General features: G+C 39.0%; 16 protein-coding genes, 1 tRNA gene and 1 other annotated feature. Of the genes, 4 read left to right on the plus strand and 13 right to left on the minus strand.

Annotation, left to right across the window (positions count from 1 at the left end; all coding sequences use genetic code 11):
* Window positions 1-146: 146 nt before the first annotated feature.
* The 6 genes from DV424_RS07630 to znuC form a co-directional block, all read right to left on the minus strand.
* Window positions 147-764: a MarC family protein gene (locus DV424_RS07630; protein ID WP_118859608.1), complete on the minus strand. Its 618-nt coding sequence runs from the start codon at window positions 762-764 to the stop codon at window positions 147-149.
* An 88-nt stretch (window positions 765-852) separates the two neighbouring features.
* Window positions 853-2,151, minus strand: a complete 1,299-nt coding sequence (tilS, locus tag DV424_RS07635) for a tRNA lysidine(34) synthetase TilS (protein WP_118859609.1) — start codon at window positions 2,149-2,151, stop codon at window positions 853-855.
* Entirely contained in the window at window positions 2,151-3,017 is an 867-nt protein-coding gene (gene pdxY, locus DV424_RS07640; protein ID WP_118859610.1) for a pyridoxal kinase, read from the minus strand. The genes tilS and pdxY overlap by 1 nt, the downstream gene beginning before the upstream one ends.
* 72 nt (window positions 3,018-3,089) lie before the next feature.
* On the minus strand, window positions 3,090-4,037 hold the full coding sequence (gene accA / locus DV424_RS07645; protein WP_118859611.1) for an acetyl-CoA carboxylase carboxyl transferase subunit alpha: 948 nt from the start codon (window positions 4,035-4,037) through the stop codon (window positions 3,090-3,092).
* Window positions 4,038-4,125: 88 nt separating this feature from the next.
* Window positions 4,126-4,911 (minus strand): zinc ABC transporter permease subunit ZnuB, encoded by a 786-nt coding sequence (znuB, locus tag DV424_RS07650; protein WP_118859612.1) that lies wholly within the window; start codon window positions 4,909-4,911, stop codon window positions 4,126-4,128.
* Window positions 4,911-5,717 carry a zinc ABC transporter ATP-binding protein ZnuC gene (gene znuC / locus DV424_RS07655; RefSeq protein ID WP_118859613.1) on the minus strand — a complete coding sequence of 269 codons (807 nt, stop codon included), beginning with the start codon at window positions 5,715-5,717 and terminating at the stop codon, window positions 4,911-4,913. Before znuC ends, znuB begins: the two co-directional genes overlap by 1 nt.
* Before the next feature lie 177 nt (window positions 5,718-5,894).
* Here znuC and mepM point away from each other — a divergent pair, with 177 nt between their 5' ends.
* Together mepM and DV424_RS07665 are read left to right on the plus strand one after the other, a co-directional pair.
* The gene (mepM, locus tag DV424_RS07660; RefSeq protein WP_479682622.1) at window positions 5,895-7,325 is read left to right on the plus strand and encodes a murein DD-endopeptidase MepM; all 1,431 of its coding nucleotides are present in this window, start codon (window positions 5,895-5,897) and stop codon (window positions 7,323-7,325) included.
* 115 nt (window positions 7,326-7,440) lie between these two features.
* Window positions 7,441-8,397: a sigma 54-interacting transcriptional regulator gene (locus DV424_RS07665; RefSeq protein ID WP_118859615.1), complete on the plus strand. Its 957-nt coding sequence runs from the start codon at window positions 7,441-7,443 to the stop codon at window positions 8,395-8,397.
* Window positions 8,398-8,408: 11 nt separating this feature from the next.
* Here DV424_RS07665 and hflX read toward each other — a convergent pair whose 3' ends face one another.
* The 3 genes from hflX to rluC all read right to left on the minus strand — a co-directional run bounded on the left by hflX (window position 8,409) and on the right by rluC (window position 11,119).
* The gene (gene hflX, locus DV424_RS07670) at window positions 8,409-9,770 is read right to left on the minus strand and encodes a ribosome rescue GTPase HflX (RefSeq protein WP_118859616.1); all 1,362 of its coding nucleotides are present in this window, start codon (window positions 9,768-9,770) and stop codon (window positions 8,409-8,411) included.
* A gap of 14 nt (window positions 9,771-9,784) precedes the next feature.
* Entirely contained in the window at window positions 9,785-10,060 is a 276-nt protein-coding gene (gene hfq, locus DV424_RS07675; protein WP_005641641.1) for an RNA chaperone Hfq, read from the minus strand.
* 90 nt (window positions 10,061-10,150) lie between these two features.
* The gene (rluC, locus tag DV424_RS07680; RefSeq protein WP_118859617.1) at window positions 10,151-11,119 is read right to left on the minus strand and encodes a 23S rRNA pseudouridine(955/2504/2580) synthase RluC; all 969 of its coding nucleotides are present in this window, start codon (window positions 11,117-11,119) and stop codon (window positions 10,151-10,153) included.
* Window positions 11,120-11,529: 410 nt separating this feature from the next.
* On the opposite strand from rluC, the gene rne reads away from it, so the two are divergent.
* Window positions 11,530-14,343, plus strand: coding sequence for a ribonuclease E (gene rne, locus DV424_RS07685; protein WP_118859618.1), 2,814 nt, complete (start codon window positions 11,530-11,532; stop codon window positions 14,341-14,343).
* Between the two features lie 152 nt (window positions 14,344-14,495).
* Window positions 14,496-14,585: transfer RNA gene (locus DV424_RS07690), tRNA-Ser, on the plus strand.
* Window positions 14,586-14,635: 50 nt separating this feature from the next.
* Here the strand turns inward: DV424_RS07690 and priC are convergent.
* The 4 genes from priC to gloA all read right to left on the minus strand — a co-directional run bounded on the left by priC (window position 14,636) and on the right by gloA (window position 18,092).
* Window positions 14,636-15,223 (minus strand): primosomal replication protein PriC, encoded by a 588-nt coding sequence (gene priC, locus DV424_RS07695; protein ID WP_118859619.1) that lies wholly within the window; start codon window positions 15,221-15,223, stop codon window positions 14,636-14,638.
* Between the two features lie 32 nt (window positions 15,224-15,255).
* Window positions 15,256-16,608 (minus strand): Na+/H+ antiporter family protein, encoded by a 1,353-nt coding sequence (locus DV424_RS07700; RefSeq protein ID WP_118859620.1) that lies wholly within the window; start codon window positions 16,606-16,608, stop codon window positions 15,256-15,258.
* Window positions 16,609-16,705: 97 nt separating this feature from the next.
* Window positions 16,706-16,827, minus strand: a sequence feature (His leader region).
* A 94-nt stretch (window positions 16,828-16,921) separates the two neighbouring features.
* Entirely contained in the window at window positions 16,922-17,611 is a 690-nt protein-coding gene (rnt, locus tag DV424_RS07705; RefSeq protein WP_114891609.1) for a ribonuclease T, read from the minus strand.
* A gap of 73 nt (window positions 17,612-17,684) precedes the next feature.
* The gene (gene gloA, locus DV424_RS07710) at window positions 17,685-18,092 is read right to left on the minus strand and encodes a lactoylglutathione lyase (protein ID WP_118859621.1); all 408 of its coding nucleotides are present in this window, start codon (window positions 18,090-18,092) and stop codon (window positions 17,685-17,687) included.
* Window positions 18,093-18,127: the final 35 nt, after the last annotated feature.

The following is an 18,127-nucleotide window of genomic DNA, read 5'->3' on the forward strand; positions in this document are numbered from 1 at the left end:
AACTATTTTTACCATTTTGAAGATAAAATTCGATGACTTGTTGCTTGAAAAGAAAATTGTATTTGGTCATAAAAAATCTGCACCTTAGTGAGTTGGTTATTTAGTCCAACTTTTGGGGTGCAGATCAATAATCCCCCCATTTTATTTTACGCAACTTGTATGAAGAAATCTTTTAATCCGACTAATATATTATTTACGGCCACTGTTGCCAATATTAATCCCATCACACGACTAATGATTGCGGCTCCAGAGTTTCCAATAATATGTTGAATGCTATTTGCCGCAAGGAGCAAGAAGTAGGTAATGAGCAGCACGATTAGCATAATGCCACCAGTGATGATTTGCTCGGTAAGATTAAAACGATGATTATCAGTTAAAAGTACGATTGCCATCATTGCACCTGGCGAGGCAATAGAAGGTACTGCGAGGGGATAAACAGCAATTTCAGTAATGTTTGCTTTTATTTTAATTTCTTGTTCAGGCTTACTTTCACCAAAAATCATAGTTAAGGCAAATAAGAAAAGCACTAAACCACCAGCAATTTGGAATGCGGGAAGTGGTACTTGCATCGCTTCAAAAAGAACTTGTCCACCAATTAAGAAGAAAAGCAAAATGCCAGCTGAAATCACAATGGCATGACGCACAATTTTACGGCGATCTTCTAATGAAAAACCAATCGTTTTCGAAAGATAAACAGGCACAGAACCGATAGGATCGATAACTGCCCAAAGTACCACAAATTGTACGATAAGAGAATCAAACATAGACTTTTCCGATTAAGATTGTAAACGATAGCATTCTATCAGATTGAGTTATGAAAGTGGGATCATTTTTAAATGAATTTTTATACCTTCATTTTTCATGAAAAACACGAAAAAAACCCACCGCACTTTGTAAGGTTCTATCATAAAAAATGAGTGGAATGCGGTTCCGTTGCCAAGGCGGAACACCGAGCTCTTGCCAGATTTTTTTCATGGTTTCGGCAGGGCGATTATGCTGTCGTTTCACTTTGCCAGTATAAGCAAATCGTATTTGAATCGGTTCTTGTGTATCGGCAAGTTGAACCTGTTTTTCGTTCCAATTGACTAAAATGCCTTTCGCGTTGTGGGCTGCAAAAATTGTTCCAAGATTATCAGGCAAGGTAATCTGTTGATTTAATGGCATATCAATACAAGTTTGCGACAAATCAACGAATTTCTCTGTTAAATAGAGACGTTGTTGATATCGGCGAATAATATGTTCTCCGAGTTGAAATTGGGGGGATGCATCCGCTTTTGCCTGAATAACATCATCAATAATATGTATTAATTGAACCTGCGTTGGCATGGCTATCTGATTTTTAGCTAGCCACATTCGCAAAAGTGCGGTTTGTTTTTGCGATGAATATTCTAGAAAGTTTACGAGTGAAAACTGTTTTTGATCATCAAGAAGATGCTGCTCAAAGCAAGGTTGTAATAATTCATTAATTAGTTGTTGTTGCTCAAAACAATGTTGTGCGGCACGCTGAACTGCATGATCAAAATGTCTCCAGCGTTGGCGTATTTCAGGCAAAATTTGGTTACGTAAGAAATTGCGATCGTATCGGTTATCCTCATTACTTTCATCTGTAATCCAGTTGAGTTTTTCTTTTTGCGCATAATCTTCTAACTGTGGGCGAGTAAAGCCTAACAAAGGACGTAAAATTGGCATGCCAAATAATACACTTTGTTGTTGCATTGCGCCTAAGCCTTGCAGTCCGCTGCCACGTTTTAAGGCTAAGAAAAATGTTTCAGTTTGATCGTTTAGATGATGTGCCGTAACGAGTACTTCTTGAGTTTGAAGATGTTTTTTTATGGCTTGATAGCGTGCTTCACGTGCGCCAGCCTCAATGCCATTGGTTTTATCTACTTGTACTCGCTCGATAATCAATGGAATTTGAAATTGATCGCACAAGTTTTGGCAGTGTTTAGCCCATCCGTCTGCATTGGGGCTTAATCCGTGATGAATATGGATTGCTCGTACTGATAAAGGCGGTAAGTGCGGTTGTTTTTGACGAAGTTTTGCAAATAAAGAAAGAAGTACAGTGGAATCTAAACCACCACTCAAGGCGATAAGAAATGCTTGAGCGGTGGTTTGTTTGAGTTGTTTTTCAATGTCTGAAAGTAAGTCCATTAGGCAACTTTTTCAGCTTTATAGTTGCTGCTTGGATTGAGAATTTCAAAACGTGCGGCAATGGTTTGTAATTCATAAGAACCCAGTTCAAAGGTGGTTTTCATTACGCCTGCTACTTCGTTATTCATCGCTTCAAAGGCTTCTACATCAGATTTTCCATTGAGTAAATTAGCTAAGAATGTACCCGCGATTAAATCGCCCACCCCCACTGGTTCAAAGTTGAATTGATAAAGTGGACGGCTTAAATGCCAAACCCCCTCTGGGGTTGCCATAATAATTTCAAATGTATCAGGATCGTTGATTTTACCCGCACTTCCTAAATGTTTAACAAGAACTTTCTTCACGCCTTTTGCAATCAACGCATTCACTGCTTTTAATACATCGTCAAAGGTATTAATTGGGAATTCGGTCAGTTGGCGTAATTCGTGTAAGTTTGGCGTCATAATATCTGCCACTGGAATGGCTTTTTCAATAAGTGCTTCGCGAACGCCATTGGCAACCACACAGATTTTTTTCGGATGTGGCATTACAGGGTCGCATAAATAAAGTGCATTGGGATTACGCAGTTTGATTTGTTCTAAGGCAAAAAGAATTTGATCAACTTGTTCCGCAGAACCTAAATAACCTGATAACAAAGCATCACATTCTTGTAGTTTTTCAATATTATCAAGTCCAGTTACAATTTCTCGGATTTGTTCTTGTGGAATGACCATGCCTGTCCATTTTCCATATTGGGTGTGATTAGAAAATTGAACGGTATTTAATGCCCATACATCGATGCCTAATAACTGCATTGGAAAAGTCGCGGATTTGTTACCCGCAAAACCATAGACCACGTGGGATTGGATTGAAAGTACGTTTTTCATTGTGTTTTCTCCTTTGTTGTATATTTAGATCAAAAAAGAGCGGCAAAAATCACCGCTCTTTTAGAATGTCAGTTAGCAATAACCGTAAGACATTAAACGTTCATAGCGTCTATTTAATAATTCTTCTTTGCTTAGCCCGTCGAGCTCTGCTAAATCTTCTTTTAAACGAAGTTTTAAGTTTTCAGCCATTTCTAGATAATTACGATGTGCACCACCTAAAGGTTCTTGCACAATGCTGTCGATGAGATTTAATTCTTTTAAACGGCTTGCGGTTAATCCCATTACTTCTGCTGCTGTTGATGCCTTTTCCGCACTTTTCCAAAGAATAGAAGCACAGCCTTCAGGCGAGATCACAGAATAAGTGGAATACTGCAACATATTAACTTTATCGCCCACGCCAATAGCTAACGCACCGCCCGAACCACCTTCGCCAATAACAGTACAAATAACAGGAACGGTAAGTTGTGCCATTTCGCGTAAGTTGCGAGCGATAGCTTCCGCTTGACCACGTTCTTCTGCGCCGATACCCGGATAAGCCCCAGGGGTATCAATAAATGTGATAATTGGCAATTTAAAGCGTTCAGCCATTTCCATTAAACGTAACGCTTTACGATAGCCTTCAGGTGCGGGCATACCAAAATTGCGTTGCACTTTTTCTTTTACGGAACGACCTTTTTGATGACCGATAACCATCACTGGGCGACCATCTAAACGCGCCAAGCCACCAACAATCGCTTTATCATCAGCAAAAGCGCGATCGCCTGCAAGTTCTTCAAATTCCGTAAAAATATGTTCGATATAATCTAATGTATAAGGGCGGTTTGGATGTCGCGCCATACGTGAAACTTGCCAAGCATCAAGGTTAGCAAAGGTTTTTTTAGTGAGTTCGTTACTTTTCTTTTGTAAGCGTTTGATTTCATCAGTTAAATCAACTTTATCATCGGATGCTGCACGTAATGCTTCAATTTTTGCTTCTAATTCTGCAATCGGCAATTCAAAATCTAAATATTCTTGGCTCATTTTCTTATCCTAAAAAGACCGTAAAAATTGACCGCACTTTATCAAGAATTAACCTGTGGCGCAAATGGTTTTCACTGGTTGGGCAAGCTTATAATCGCTCTTTTTTAAAGAGTGATAAGACAAATAAAAACGCTGAACAAATCACAACGGAAGGCCCTGCAGCGGTATCATAAAAGGCTGATAAGATTAGCCCGCCTATAATTGATAACATACTGACTACAATCGCCCAGCCCACCATAGATTCTGGCGTTCTCGCAAAACGACGAGCGGTTGCCGCAGGGATGATTAATAACGATGTGATTATTAATGCACCGACAAATTTCATGCTCAAGGCAATAGTCAATGCGGTTAATATCATTAAAATAAAACGCATTTTTTTGATATTAATGCCTTCAACTTGCGCGAGTTCTGGCGATACGGTGGTGGAAAGTAAGGATTGCCAAAAGTAAATTAATGTTGAAAGCACAATTATCACGCCAATTCCAATATAAATTAAATCGGTATAATTAATTGCGAGCAAATCCCCAAATAAGTAACTCATCAAATCTACGCGTACATTCTGTAGTAATCCTACGGTTACAACCCCGAGTGATAAACAGCTATGGGCGATAATGCCGAGCAAGGTATCGATCGAAAATTGTGTATTGCTTTCTAACCACACCATTGCGATAGCAAGAATTAAGGTAAGCACGACAATCGCAATGTAAGGATTGACTTGTAAGAAAATGCCTAACGCTACGCCGAGCAACGCAGAGTGAGAAAGAGTATCGCCAAAATAAGCCATTTTCCGCCACACCACAAATACGCCAAGTGGTGCGGTAATAAGTGAAAGCAAAATGCCTGTTAAAAGGGCAGGAAATAAAATTTCAAACATTATTTATCCTTATTTTGGCAATGCACTGCTGATGAATTACAACCACATACATCACCGTGTAAGGTATGGTGATGATTATGATGATGAGTATAAAAGCCGACATTTTGTGCGAGCTGATTTCCCCATAAACGCATAAATGTTGGATCATTTGACAGAACATCGGGCGTACCTGCACAACAAATATGTTGGTTAATACACAAGACTTCTTTACTATCCGCCATCACAATGTGTAAATCGTGTGATACCATCAACACGGCACAATTTAGTTTTTGTTGGGTTTGATGAATTAGCTGATAAAGCTCTGCTTGACCAGTAATGTCTACGCCTTGAGTGGGTTCGTCTAGCACAAGTAAATTTGGTTTATTTAAAATTGCACGAGCCAATAATACGCGTTGCATTTCACCGCCAGAAAGTTTTTGCATATTACTTTTGCGTAAATGTGAAATCGAAAGTTGCTCAAGTGCGGTGGATATTTCTTGTGTTTTAAGGCCTTTTTTTAGCGAAAGAAATCGCTCCACCGTAATAGGCAAACTATGATCCAAATGGATTTTTTGTGGTACATAACCAATGCGAACATTTTTACTGTAAATCACTTCACCAGAAGTGGGCGTTTGTAGTTTTAATAAGGTTTTTAATAACGTTGATTTACCGCCACCATTTGGCCCAACAATAGTGATAATAGAATTCGGATAAATATTTAAATTAATATTTTGTAGTGCAGTTTTTTGTGCGAAAACCACATTGATATTTTTTAATTGAATGAGCGGTTGTAGGTTTTGCTCGTTGCGAATGGCTGTGATATTCATAAAATCGCCGTGTTTTCAACAATGGTTGGGGAAAATAGCGCATTTTGACAGATTTCTCAAGATTTTCTCTCTTGTGTCGAATATTTAAGCATTTGAATAATGCTTTTTCCATAGGAATGAATTTTCTTTATAATCTGTAGTCTGAATGCTGAAAACTTTTTTATTTTAGGGATGCCAGTGCAACACGTAAAATTAGCTCGAGATAGACGAAAAAAACGCGCGTATATAAAAGTAGGCGTGTTTTTTGTTGCTATTCTGCTTATTTTGACAGGCATTTTACTTACAATAAAAGACAAATCTGAAGAAAATCCCGTATTCTCTACCGCAGACAGTGGGGAATATCACGCATTAAATACATCGCCAAGTAAAACTCCAGTAAATTCTACCGCACTTCAACCTGACGAAAATGCCACCTCTTATGATGATGAGCTACAAGCAAAAGATGACGAAGTTGATGAAATAAAACCACCTACGGATGACTTCGATACTTTGCCTCAACACGCACAAGATGCGCTCAATGGCGTATTGGATGCTGCCGATCAAGCTATAAGAATCACTGATCAATTTAGCTATACGGTGACCGAAGGGGACACCTTAAAAGATGTTTTGGCGCTGTCTGGCTTAGATGATTTAACAGTACAACAGTTGCTTGCGCTAGATCCTGATTTAGCCCACTTAAAAGCAGGTCAGCAGTTTTATTGGGTTTTAGATAAAAGTGACAACTTAGAATATTTGAATTGGCTGGTATCTGAAAAAGAAGAACGGGTTTATGAACGTGTTGAAGATGGGCAATTTAAACGCCAAGTCATTGAAAAGAAAAGTATTTGGCGAAAAGAAGTATTAAAAGGCGAAATTAATGGTTCTTTTTCGGCGAGTTTAAAAGCACAGGGTTTAGATAATCGCCAAATTAGCCAATTAACCACGGCTCTTCAATGGCAGGTAAGTATACAGAAATTGAAAAAAGGAACTCAATTTGCCATTTTAGTTTCTCGTGAATATTTAGGCGATAAACTCACTGGTCAGGGTAATGTTGAGGCGTTACGTATTTCATCTGGTGGTAAGAACTATTATGCAGTGCAAGCTGCAAATGGTCGTTATTACAATCAACAAGGAGAAACCTTAGGCAAAGGTTTTGCTCGTTATCCATTGCAACGTCAAGCTCGGGTTTCTTCCCCTTTTAATCCAAATCGTCGTCACCCAGTAACAGGACGTGTTCGTCCACATAAAGGTGTGGATTTCTCCGTTTCTCAAGGTACACCAATTATTGCTCCAGCAGATGGTACAGTTGAAAAAGTCGCTTATCAGGCTGGCGGTGCTGGGCGTTATGTTGTATTGCGTCACGGGCGTGAATATCAGACTGTTTATATGCATTTGAGCAAACCCTTAGTAAAAGCAGGGCAAACAGTTAAAAAAGGCGAACGTATTGCGCTTTCTGGTAACACGGGAATTTCTACGGGGCCGCATTTACATTATGAATTTCATATTAACGGTCGGGCAGTGAATCCTCTTACCGTAAAATTACCGGGTACTAGCAGCGGTATGAGTTCAGCTGAACGAAAACAATTCCTTGTTCGTGTTCGTGAAGCAGAAAGAATGTTAAAACCCTAACTAATGTAAAGTGCGGTCAAAAATGGTCGCATTTTTACCTTATGTAAAATAATATTTACACTTTGTTGTAAAGAAATTATCATAGCTATATCTTAATTATTTCCATTTCCTGAATATGACAATTTCTAAATTTGATCCACAAAATCCTTTCGAGTGTTTTATTGTACAAAGTGAAGCCATGAAAAGTGCGGTAGAAAACGCAAAACGTTTTGCTATGTTTGATGTGCCTTTGTTAATTCAAGGCGAAACGGGGACAGGAAAGGATTTGTTAGCGAAAGCCTGCCATTATCAGAGTTTACGTCGTGATAAAAAATTTATCGCAGTAAATTGTGCTGGGTTGCCTGATGAAGATGCCGAAAGTGAAATGTTTGGTCGAAAAGTTGGCGACAGCGAAACCATTGGTTTTTTTGAATACGCAAATGAGGGTACAGTTTTACTCGATGGTATTGCTGAACTTTCATTGGGTTTGCAGGCTAAATTATTGCGTTTTTTAACGGATGGATCTTTCCGTCGAGTAGGCGAAGAAAAGGAACATTATGCAAATGTACGCGTAATTTGCACATCACAAATTCCACTTCATTTGCTTGTTGAGCAAGGTAAAGTACGTGCTGATTTGTTTCATCGCTTAAATGTTCTCACTATTAATGTGCCACCATTACGTGATCGAATTGCAGATATTGAGCCGCTGGCACAAGGTTTTTTACAGGAAATCAGTGAAGAATTAAAAATTGCAAAACCAACTTTCGATAAAGATTTTCTTCTTTATTTGCAGAAATATGACTGGAAAGGGAATGTTCGTGAGCTTTATAACACCCTTTATCGTGCCTGCTCTCTAGTACAAGATAATCATTTAACTATCGAAAGTTTAAATCTTGCTCCGCCACAAAGTGCGGTAATTTCTTTGGATGAATTTGAAAATAAAACCTTAGATGAAATCATCAGTTCTTATGAAGCACAAGTCCTAAAATTATTTTATGCAGAATATCCAAGCACGAGAAAATTAGCTCAACGTTTAGGCGTTTCCCATACTGCGATTGCGAATAAATTGAAACAATATGGAATTGGAAAATAATTTTCTATAAATTAGACATTGTCCGATTGTATTTTAATATCCGCTAATCTAGAAAATTGCTTACATAACTTTAACCACATAATCTTATCAATCTGCACATCTAACAAGAATTCTCCTTGTTCAGAAATTTGTTCATGGCGTACACAATCAAGTTGATAAAAAGCATGGCGAAGTTTGCCTTCGTGTGGTTGTAAAATTAAAGAAAGAGAAAGTATCTCGTTTTTTAACCGCACTTTAACGGCTTCAAACAATAAATGAATACCCAGCTCATCTTGCGCAGAGAGATAGACTGCAACAGGCTGATTTTCATCATTGTATTCGATATGCGGCGCAACATTTTCCAACAAATCAATTTTGTTATATACCAATAGAACAGGCACTTCTCCTGCACCAATTTCTTCTAGCACATCATTGACTGCATCGATATTTTCTTGTTTTCGCGAGTCAGCGGCATCAATGATATGGAGTAATAGGCTTGCTTCTACCGTTTCTTGTAAAGTCGATTTAAAGGCTGAAATAAGATCATGCGGAAGCTGTCGAACAAATCCTACTGTATCCGCTAAAATTGCCGTGCCTACATCTTGAATCTGTAATTTTCGTAAAGTTGGATCTAATGTTGCAAAAAGCTGATCTGCAGCATAAACCTCTGCATTGGTTAAAAGATTAAATAAGGTTGATTTCCCTGCATTGGTATAGCCAACAAGTGAAATCGTCGGGATGTCTGCTTTTTGGCGTGTTTGGCGATTTTGATTGCGCTGTTTTTCCACTTTTGCCAATCGATTTTGTAATTGAGAAATGCGCACTTTAATTAAGCGGCGATCTGTTTCTAACTGGGTTTCACCCGGCCCACGTAATCCTACCGCCCCTTTTTGTTGATCTAAGCCTGTTTTGCGACGAACTAATCGAGTCGATAAGTGTTTTAGTTGCGCAAGCTCAACCTGTAATTTTCCCTCATGAGAACGTGCTCGTTGGGCAAAAATATCTAAAATGACGCCAGTGCGATCGACCACTCGACAATGACATAAACTTTCTAAGTTACGTGTTTGTGCTGGGGTTAATTGATGGTTAAAAAGCACAACATCAGCATTATGTGATTGCACCGCATCTGCAATTTCTTGAGCTTTTCCCTCGCCTACAAAATATTTGGCTTGAGGAGTGCTACGGCTTGTGGTGATTGTATCCAATACATCTACATTGGCAGAATCAGCGAGTAGCAAAAACTCTTGTAGATCATCAGTGTTTTTATCTTGCGCAAAGAAAACGTGAACCACGATGGCGGTGTCACGAGTATTTTCAGATTGTTGAGATGAAGAAAGTGCGGTTGAAATTTCCTGAGAATTTTCAACCGCACTTAATAAATATTGATTATCCATCGATGGAGCTGTGATTATTCTGCTTGAGTTTCCACGCTTTCAACGGCTTCAGGTGTTGCTACATGATGGCTGCTATTGTGATGAGAAACAGAGCGCGCAGGCACAACAGTTGAAATTGCGTGTTTATATACCATTTGGTTCACAGTGTTTTTTAATAAAATCACGAATTGATCGAATGATTCAATTTGACCTTGAAGTTTGATTCCGTTTACAAGGTAGATTGATACAGGAATGCGTTCGCGACGAAGCGCATTTAAATAAGGATCTTGTAAAGATTGTCCTTTTGCCATTTTGCTATCCTTTGTTGTCGTTATTATGAAATTTGTTGATAGAAACGAGTTGTCTCCGTACGCAAGTGTAGCAATAAACACAAATGTTGTCTATTTGCTTTCCCGTAACTTTTGTAAAATTGCTTTCATTTGACTGTCTAATGGCGCATTAAAGCGCAGCGTTTCGCCATTTTTAGGATGCTCAAACCGAATTGAAAAAGCGTGTAAAAATAAACGATTCAATCCTAATTCATTCATTTGTTTATCAAAATCTTTATCGCCGTATTTATCATCTAATGCGATAGGATGCCCTGCATGTTGTGTATGCACGCGAATTTGATGTGTTCGCCCTGTGACTGGTGAAGCTTTCACGAGCGTAGCATTTGTATAGCGTTCTTCAATGCTAAATCGGGTTTCAGATGGTTTGCCTTGCTCGCTGACACGCACAATGCGCTCTCCGCTGGATAATTCATTTTTCAAAAGCGGTGCTTGAACAACTTTTACATGGGATTGCCATTGTCCACGTACTAACGCTAAATAATCTTTTTGAACAGTTTTTACGCGAAGTTGCTCATGTAAATTGCGCAATGCAGAACGTTTTTTAGCAATTAATAAAATGCCTGATGTATCGCGATCCAAACGATGAACTAGTTCTAAAAAGCGTGCTTCTGGACGCAATGCCCGCAAGGCTTCAATCACACCAAAATTTAAACCACTCCCGCCATGCACAGCGATTCCTGAGGGTTTATTTAAAACAATCAAACAATCATCTTCAAATAAAATTTGATTTTCAAGTGCGGCGACTTTATTGAGATTTTTTGAAATCGACGCATCGTTTTTTTCAGTCACACGCACAGGCGGAATTCGAACGATATCACCTGTTTGCAATTTATACTCTGGCTTAATACGGCCTTTATTTACCCGCACTTCACCTTTACGCACAATGCGATAAATTAAACTTTTAGGCACACCTTTGAGTTTTGCTAATAAATAATTATCGATACGTTGACCGCTTTCATCTTCACTAATTGTCAGCATTTTTACTGATAAATTAATGATTTTTTCGTTTTGTTCTGTCATCTTTTTTCCTTTTGAAAATTAGCGCGAATCATATCACAAAGGCACTATTAACGTAACTCTATGAACGTAATATTCACCTTGCTAATTAATCGTTTTCTATGGATAATAGAGCGTCTTTTTGCGCCTAAGAATTTGCGTAAAAAAGGATAAGTTTTGTTGGTGAAAACTCAATGCAGCAATCGGCATAAGACATTGATAATCAACTTTTTTCTTGAAATAAATCAGCCGCTTGCAACGCGTGCGGAATATCGCGTTGTTTTATAAAGCAAATGTTTATGCTTAATAACGTTATCAATGCACCCAGCAACATACAGTCGTGAGATTGACTGGCGCGAGAAACACGAGGTCGATAACGAAGCAAAGTGCGGTTTATTTTGAGGTCTTTAAAATATTTAATAAGAGAATTGACAATGAAAAGAATGTTAATTAATGCGACTCAAAAAGAAGAGTTGCGTGTCGCGCTTGTCGATGGACAACGCCTTTTTGACTTGGACATTGAAAGTCCGGGACACGAACAAAAAAAAGCGAACATCTACAAAGGGAAAATTACTCGCGTTGAGCCAAGCTTAGAAGCGGCTTTTGTGGATTATGGTGCAGAACGTCACGGTTTTTTACCATTAAAAGAAATTGCTCGTGAATATTTTCCCGATGATTATGTTTTTCAAGGTCGTCCGAATATTCGCGATATTTTGAGCGAAGGCCAAGAAGTTATCGTTCAAGTTAATAAAGAAGAACGCGGAAACAAAGGCGCAGCCTTAACCACTTTCGTTTCTCTTGCGGGTAGTTATTTGGTTATTATGCCAAACAATCCGCGTGCGGGTGGAATCTCTCGTCGTATCGAAGGGGACGAGCGTACTGAATTAAAAGAGGCATTAAGTTCATTAGATGTGCCTGAAGGCGTAGGGTTGATTGTTCGTACTGCTGGTGTGGGTAAATCTCCAGAAGAGTTGCAGTGGGATTTAAAAGTTTTACTTCACCATTGGGAAGCGATTAAACAAGCATCTCAAAATCGTCCAGCACCTTTCTTGATTCACCAAGAAAGTGATGTAATTGTACGTGCTATTCGTGATTATTTGCGTCGTGACATTGGCGAGATCCTTATTGATAGCCCGAAAGTGTTTGAAAAAGCAAAAGAGCATATCAAACTTGTTCGCCCAGATTTCATCAATCGCGTGAAACTTTATCAAGGCGAAGTACCACTTTTCAGTCACTATCAAATTGAATCTCAAATCGAATCCGCATTCCAACGTGAAGTGCGTTTACCTTCTGGCGGCTCAATCGTTATTGATGTAACTGAAGCATTAACCGCTATTGATATTAACTCCGCGCGTTCTACTCGTGGTGGTGATATTGAAGAAACGGCATTGAATACTAACCTTGAAGCGGCAGATGAAATTGCTCGCCAATTACGTTTGCGTGACTTAGGTGGTTTAGTTGTTATCGATTTCATTGATATGACGCCAGTTCGTCACCAACGTGAAGTGGAAAATCGTATGCGTGATGCTGTACGTCCAGACCGCGCTCGCATTCAAATTAGCCGAATTTCTCGTTTTGGCTTATTGGAAATGTCGCGTCAGCGTTTAAGTCCTTCATTAGGCGAGTCTTCACATCATATTTGCCCTCGTTGTCAAGGTACAGGTAAAGTGCGTGATAACGAATCTCTTTCCTTGTCTATCTTGCGTTTAATCGAGGAAGAAGCATTAAAAGAAAACACCAAGCAAGTGCATACCATTGTTCCAGTACAAATTGCCTCTTATCTTCTTAACGAAAAACGCAAAGCAATCAGTAATATTGAAAAGCGTCATAATGTCGATATTATTGTTGCCCCAAATGAAGCAATGGAAACACCGCACTTTAGTGTTTTCCGTTTACGTGATGGCGAAGAAGTAAATGAATTAAGCTATAACTTAGCGAAAATTCACTGCGCTCAAGATGAAAATACTGAAGAATCACTGGTTTCTCGTAATGTGGAAACAACAGCTGTTATTGAACAACCGGCGGTTGAAAGTGCAGCAGTTGCGCTTTCTATTTCAGAAGCAGCACCAACTCCAGTTGAGCGTAAATCGAATGGACCGTCTTTGTTAGCAAAAATTATTGCGAAAATTAAAGGTTTATTTGCTTCTGAATCCGAAGAAAATAAACCAAAAAATAACCGCACTTCGCGCAATTCTAATCGTAATCAACGTCGCCCACAGGATCGTCGTACTTCTCGTCGTCCACGTTCTGAAAATAACGAAACGGAAAGAACCGAAGAACAAGTTCGTAATACTCGTGAACGTAATCAACGCCGTCCGCGCCGTAACTTAGTGGAAGAAAGTATCGCTGAAAGTGCGGTAAATTCTACACCAGTTTTTGAGGCTCAAGATGAAAAAACTGAGCAAGTGACTCAACGCCGTCAACGTCGTGATTTACGTAAACGCGTGCGTGTTGAAGATAATGAGATGGCTGTTGAAAATAACGCAAACATTGTTGAACAAATGCCAGAAGTGGATGTTGTCGAAGTTCAGGCCGTTCAAGATGATGAAAAACCAGTTCGTCAAAACCAAGAACGTTCTGAACGTCAAGATCGTCAACGCCGTACTCCACGTCATTTGCGTGCAGCGAATAATCAACGTCGTCGCCGTAATCAAGAGCCAAAATCGCCAATGCCATTATTTGCTGCAGTGGCTTCACCTGAGTTGGCAAGTGGAAAAGCTTGGGTAGACTATTCAACAGTGAATGCTCAGAAAGAAAATAATTTCTTATCTGTATATGAATTGCTTGAGCAAGAAAAAACTAAAAAAGGTTTTATCACGCCAGCAATGGGGATTGTCGTTGAAGAAAAATCTCTTGAAGTAAAACCAGCATTAGATTTTATTACTCAGCCAGCTAACGAATCTGTACAGAAAAAAGTACAAGAATCTCTAGAGCGTTTAAATTCTCATAAACCTCAAGAAACAGTTGGGTCTATTGAGTCAACGATTACCGTAAATGAGCCTGAAATTGTAAATGAACCAGCCTTTGTTCGTACTTATGAGTTTAATGGGCGTTTAGGTACCATTTCTTCAGTTACGCATACAAAAGCGGAGATGACTTTGGCGAAAGCGAGCGATGAAATGCCTCAGCCATTCCCAATTATTGAATGGCAAGATTCTCGCTATTATTTTTACGGTAAAGGGGCGGCAGGACATCATTGTGCGATTAGCCATGTATATTCTGAGCCTACCCGAGCAAAATCAGAGTAATCTAAAATAGAAAATTAGAATTGGCGTGATGTTTATTACGTCAATTCTTTTTATTTTGGGAGTGCAGTAAAAATAATCACTTGATAAAAACGAGATGATTTCTGCTTGACGGTCTTTCTCAAAAAACGTATTATGCGTGCGCATTAAATCGCGGAGGAATGGTCGAGTGGTTGAAGGCACCGGTCTTGAAAACCGGCGAGGGTTTACGCCCTCCTAGGGTTCGAATCCCTATTCCTCCGCCATCAACTTTTTAAAGTTAACTAATTCGAGAGAATTAGTTTTTTATTTCTCATCATCTATTTTCCGTATTTTCACGGTTTTCTAATTCTTCTTTAAACACCAAATATTCTTCTAAAAGATCTATTGAATCTTGGCATTTTTGCTGGCGTTTTTTATAGCTTTCCGCAAGTTGCGTATAACGTATTTTCTCATCATTATTTTTTTCTGCCTGTGCTAAATCTTTATGTTGTTGATAAAGCTTATTCAAGCGTTCTAATGCTTCATAGTATTTTTCCAACCGTTCTCTTGGTGGTAATTTATGAATGCTATGTTGAGATTTTTGAATGGTTTGTTTCGTTGTTGTTTGGGGGGCTGTTTGGTGAGTATTCTTGCGAGTTAAAGCTTCTGAAAGAACGGAACATTGAGCGAGTAAACGCTCAGCCAGAAAATTATAGTAATTAAGATCGTTAGATTCTAATGTCTTTATTCTATCTAGCGTTTGATTGATTTCCTTTAGATAAAAGGAAACATTCTGTCCATGTTCACTGAACAAAGTGCGGTCAAATTTGGCGAAGATTTTTTCTTCTCGTTTGGATAAATGAGCTTGATAAAGTTGCTGAACTTTTTTATCTAAGATCTGGATAAGTTGTTGAATGGCCATAAAAAATCCCCCAAGTCGGGGGATTATAATCGTTAAAGGTACATTGCTGCAATCCAGCCAAACGCTAATAATGGAATATTGTAGTGTAGGAAGGTGGGTACAACAGAGTCCCAAATGTGGTCGTGTTTACCGTCCATATTTAAACCTGATGTTGGACCTAAAGTGGAGTCAGATGCAGGGGAACCTGCGTCTCCTAGGGCAGCCGCAACGCCAACGATTGAAACGGTGGCTAATGGGGAGAAACCAAAAGATAAACAAAGTGGTACATAGATAGAGGCAATGATTGGTACCGTTGAGAATGATGACCCAATTCCCATAGTAATTAACAATCCGACCAGTAACATCAAGAATGCAGCCAAACCTTTACTTTGAATTGCACCATTACTTAAGCTTTGAACTAAATCTGTTACGCCAGTGGTGGCATTAATAACATTTGCAAAACCTGAAGCAGCAATCATTACAAAGCCAATCATTGCCATTAAGCGTAAACCTTGTTGGAAGATATCGTTACTTTCTTTCAATTTGAAAATGCCAAATATTGCGAAAATGACTATCCCAACTAACCCACCAATAATGGTTGAACTTGTCACTAATTGTGTTGCGAAGGTCGCTACAATGGCGATTAAACTTGCAGTGATTTGTTTTGGTTTTATGTTTGTGATGTGCGCTTCAATTTCTTTTGTGGTTGGCTCTTGAATAGTTACATCATATTCTCTTGGTTTGCGATAAGTGATGAATATTGCGGTGAGCAACCCTAAAATCATGCCAATTACGGGCAATAACATCGCGAGGGATACTTGAGCTACATTTGTTTGTAAACCAAGAGCAGCACCTGCTTGATTGATATTTTTGACCAAGATACTTTCGATAAAAATTTTACCAAAGCCAACAGGAAGTAACATATAAGTTGCCGTTAAGCCGAATGTGAGGACACAGGTTACAGCGCGACGGTCTATTTTTAGACGATTAAAAATAGAAAGCAACGGCGGCACGACAATCGGAATAAAAGCAATGTGTACAGGAAGTAGGTTCTGTGAAGAAATGGCGAATAATACCAATACACCAAAAATTAAATATTTAAACCAAGTTAAATTGCTGGAGCTTGGTGCTTTATTCATTTTTGTGATGATTTTATAAGCGATTAAATCGGTAATACCTGATTTAGAAATAGCAATCGCGAATGCGCCAAGCATCGCATAGTTCATTGCGACTTCTGCGCCGCCACCTAAGCCACCTGTAAAGGTTTCGATGGTTTTAGTTAAACCTAAATCACCGATAAATCCTGCGGTAAGCGCAGCAATCACCAGTGCGATAATAACGTTGATGCGTAGCAAACTAAGTGCCAGCAAAACGATGATTGAGATAACAACAGGGTTTGATAACATTGTGTTTTTCCTTGTAAATTAAATGATAAATACTTTACTTTAAAATTTTTATTGAATAAAGAATAACGCTAAATTAATGCCTCCTATATCGTAAATAAAACAAAACCCCTCGAAAGTTGCCTTCCGAGGGGTAAGATTTTTATTATCCTGTCAGCTCGGAAGAAATCTTCCAAGCACACCAAAAACCTGAAAGATTATTCAGTTGAATGGTGATGATGGTGACGACGGATAATGTTCATTTTTTATCTCCAAATAAGAATTGCTTTTAAACTACTGGAAAAATAAAACGATTGCAACCAGTTTTTTATTTTTCTTAAAGTGCGGTCTCTTTTTCAGTTGTTTTTTCCTGTTCTAGTTCAGAAGCAATATGTGGGAATCCACCTAAATCTTTTAAATGATTGACCATATAACAGAATAATTCCGCTGTACGTTCGGTGTCGTATAATGCCGAATGTGCTTGCTTTCCATCAAAGGGAATTTTGGCGGCAAGACAGGCCTTAACGAGAACAGTCTGACCAAACATCAATCCTGCTAAACTTGCGGTATCAAACATTCCAAAGGGATGGAAGGGATTACGCTTTACGCCGGTACGTTCAGCGGCAGCCATCACAAAACTTTGGTCAAAAGCAGCATTGTGCGCCACAATGATAGAACGTTGGCAATCTGCATCTTTTTGTCCTCGGCGCACCATTTGAAATAATCCTGTGATTGCATCAAGTTCAGACACCGCGCCACGTAATGGATTGTGAATATCAATGCCATTAAATTTCAAGGACTCTGGATTAATATTTGCCCCTTCAAAAGGCTCGATATGAAAATGGCATTTCTGATCAGGATGCAAATAACCGTTTTCATCCATTTTTAATGTGATGGCGGCTAGTTCGAGTAACGCATCTTTTTTTGCATCAAAACCTGCAGTTTCAACATCAATAATGACGGGGAAATAGCCACGAAAGCGATTTTTTAATTGGTTGTGATAAGGGATTTCTTGAGAATCGGACATAATCTATCTCTTAAAAATAAAATAACGTAGGAATCCCTACGTTATTAAAAATACAATAAAAATTGACCGCACTTTAGTTGCCTAAACCAGATTTAGTACTTTTGTTTTCGATAAATTCAATTTTATAACCATCTGGATCTTCAACAAAAGCAATGACGGTTGAGCCACCTTTAACTGGCCCTGCTTCGCGAGTAACGTTACCACCGCTTGCGCGAACAGCTTCACAAGTCGCATAAATATCATCCACGCCGATAGCGATATGTCCATAGGCAGTGCCATGTTCATATTTATCTACGCCCCAGTTGTATGTTAATTCAATTTCTGCCGCACTTTCGCCATCTTCGTAACCTAAAAAAGCAAGCGTATATTTGTATTCTGGGTTTTCACTGGTACGTAATAAGCGCATACCTAAAACATTTTGATAAAATTTGATTGAGCGATCTAAATCGCCCACGCGTAACATAGTGTGTAAAATTCGCATTGGTTTAATCCTTTTGTGATAAAAAGTGCGGGCAT

The sequence above is a fragment of the Haemophilus haemolyticus genome, from assembly GCF_003493605.1.
Classification (GTDB): Bacteria; Pseudomonadota; Gammaproteobacteria; order Enterobacterales; family Pasteurellaceae; genus Haemophilus; species Haemophilus haemolyticus_J.

Bases quoted from the DNA above. Each gene is read 5' to 3' on its own strand.
- pdxY (WP_118859610.1), bottom strand. From the start codon at position 3,017: ATGAAAAACGTACTTTCAATCCAATCCCACGTGGTCTATGGTTTTGCG.
- hfq (WP_005641641.1), bottom strand. From the start codon at position 10,060: ATGGCAAAAGGACAATCTTTACAAGATCCTTATTTAAATGCGCTTCGT.
- priC (WP_118859619.1), bottom strand. From the start codon at position 15,223: ATGGCCATTCAACAACTTATCCAGATCTTAGATAAAAAAGTTCAGCAA.
- DV424_RS07665 (WP_118859615.1), top strand. From the start codon at position 7,441: ATGACAATTTCTAAATTTGATCCACAAAATCCTTTCGAGTGTTTTATT.
- rne (WP_118859618.1), top strand. From the start codon at position 11,530: ATGAAAAGAATGTTAATTAATGCGACTCAAAAAGAAGAGTTGCGTGTC.
- gloA (WP_118859621.1), bottom strand. From the start codon at position 18,092: ATGCGAATTTTACACACTATGTTACGCGTGGGCGATTTAGATCGCTCA.
- hflX (WP_118859616.1), bottom strand. From the start codon at position 9,770: ATGGATAATCAATATTTATTAAGTGCGGTTGAAAATTCTCAGGAAATT.
- rluC (WP_118859617.1), bottom strand. From the start codon at position 11,119: ATGACAGAACAAAACGAAAAAATCATTAATTTATCAGTAAAAATGCTG.
- tilS (WP_118859609.1), bottom strand. From the start codon at position 2,151: ATGGACTTACTTTCAGACATTGAAAAACAACTCAAACAAACCACCGCT.
- znuC (WP_118859613.1), bottom strand. From the start codon at position 5,717: ATGAATATCACAGCCATTCGCAACGAGCAAAACCTACAACCGCTCATT.
- DV424_RS07700 (WP_118859620.1), bottom strand. From the start codon at position 16,608: ATGTTATCAAACCCTGTTGTTATCTCAATCATCGTTTTGCTGGCACTT.
- DV424_RS07630 (WP_118859608.1), bottom strand. From the start codon at position 764: ATGTTTGATTCTCTTATCGTACAATTTGTGGTACTTTGGGCAGTTATC.
- rnt (WP_114891609.1), bottom strand. From the start codon at position 17,611: ATGTCCGATTCTCAAGAAATCCCTTATCACAACCAATTAAAAAATCGC.
- accA (WP_118859611.1), bottom strand. From the start codon at position 4,037: ATGAGCCAAGAATATTTAGATTTTGAATTGCCGATTGCAGAATTAGAA.
- znuB (WP_118859612.1), bottom strand. From the start codon at position 4,911: ATGTTTGAAATTTTATTTCCTGCCCTTTTAACAGGCATTTTGCTTTCA.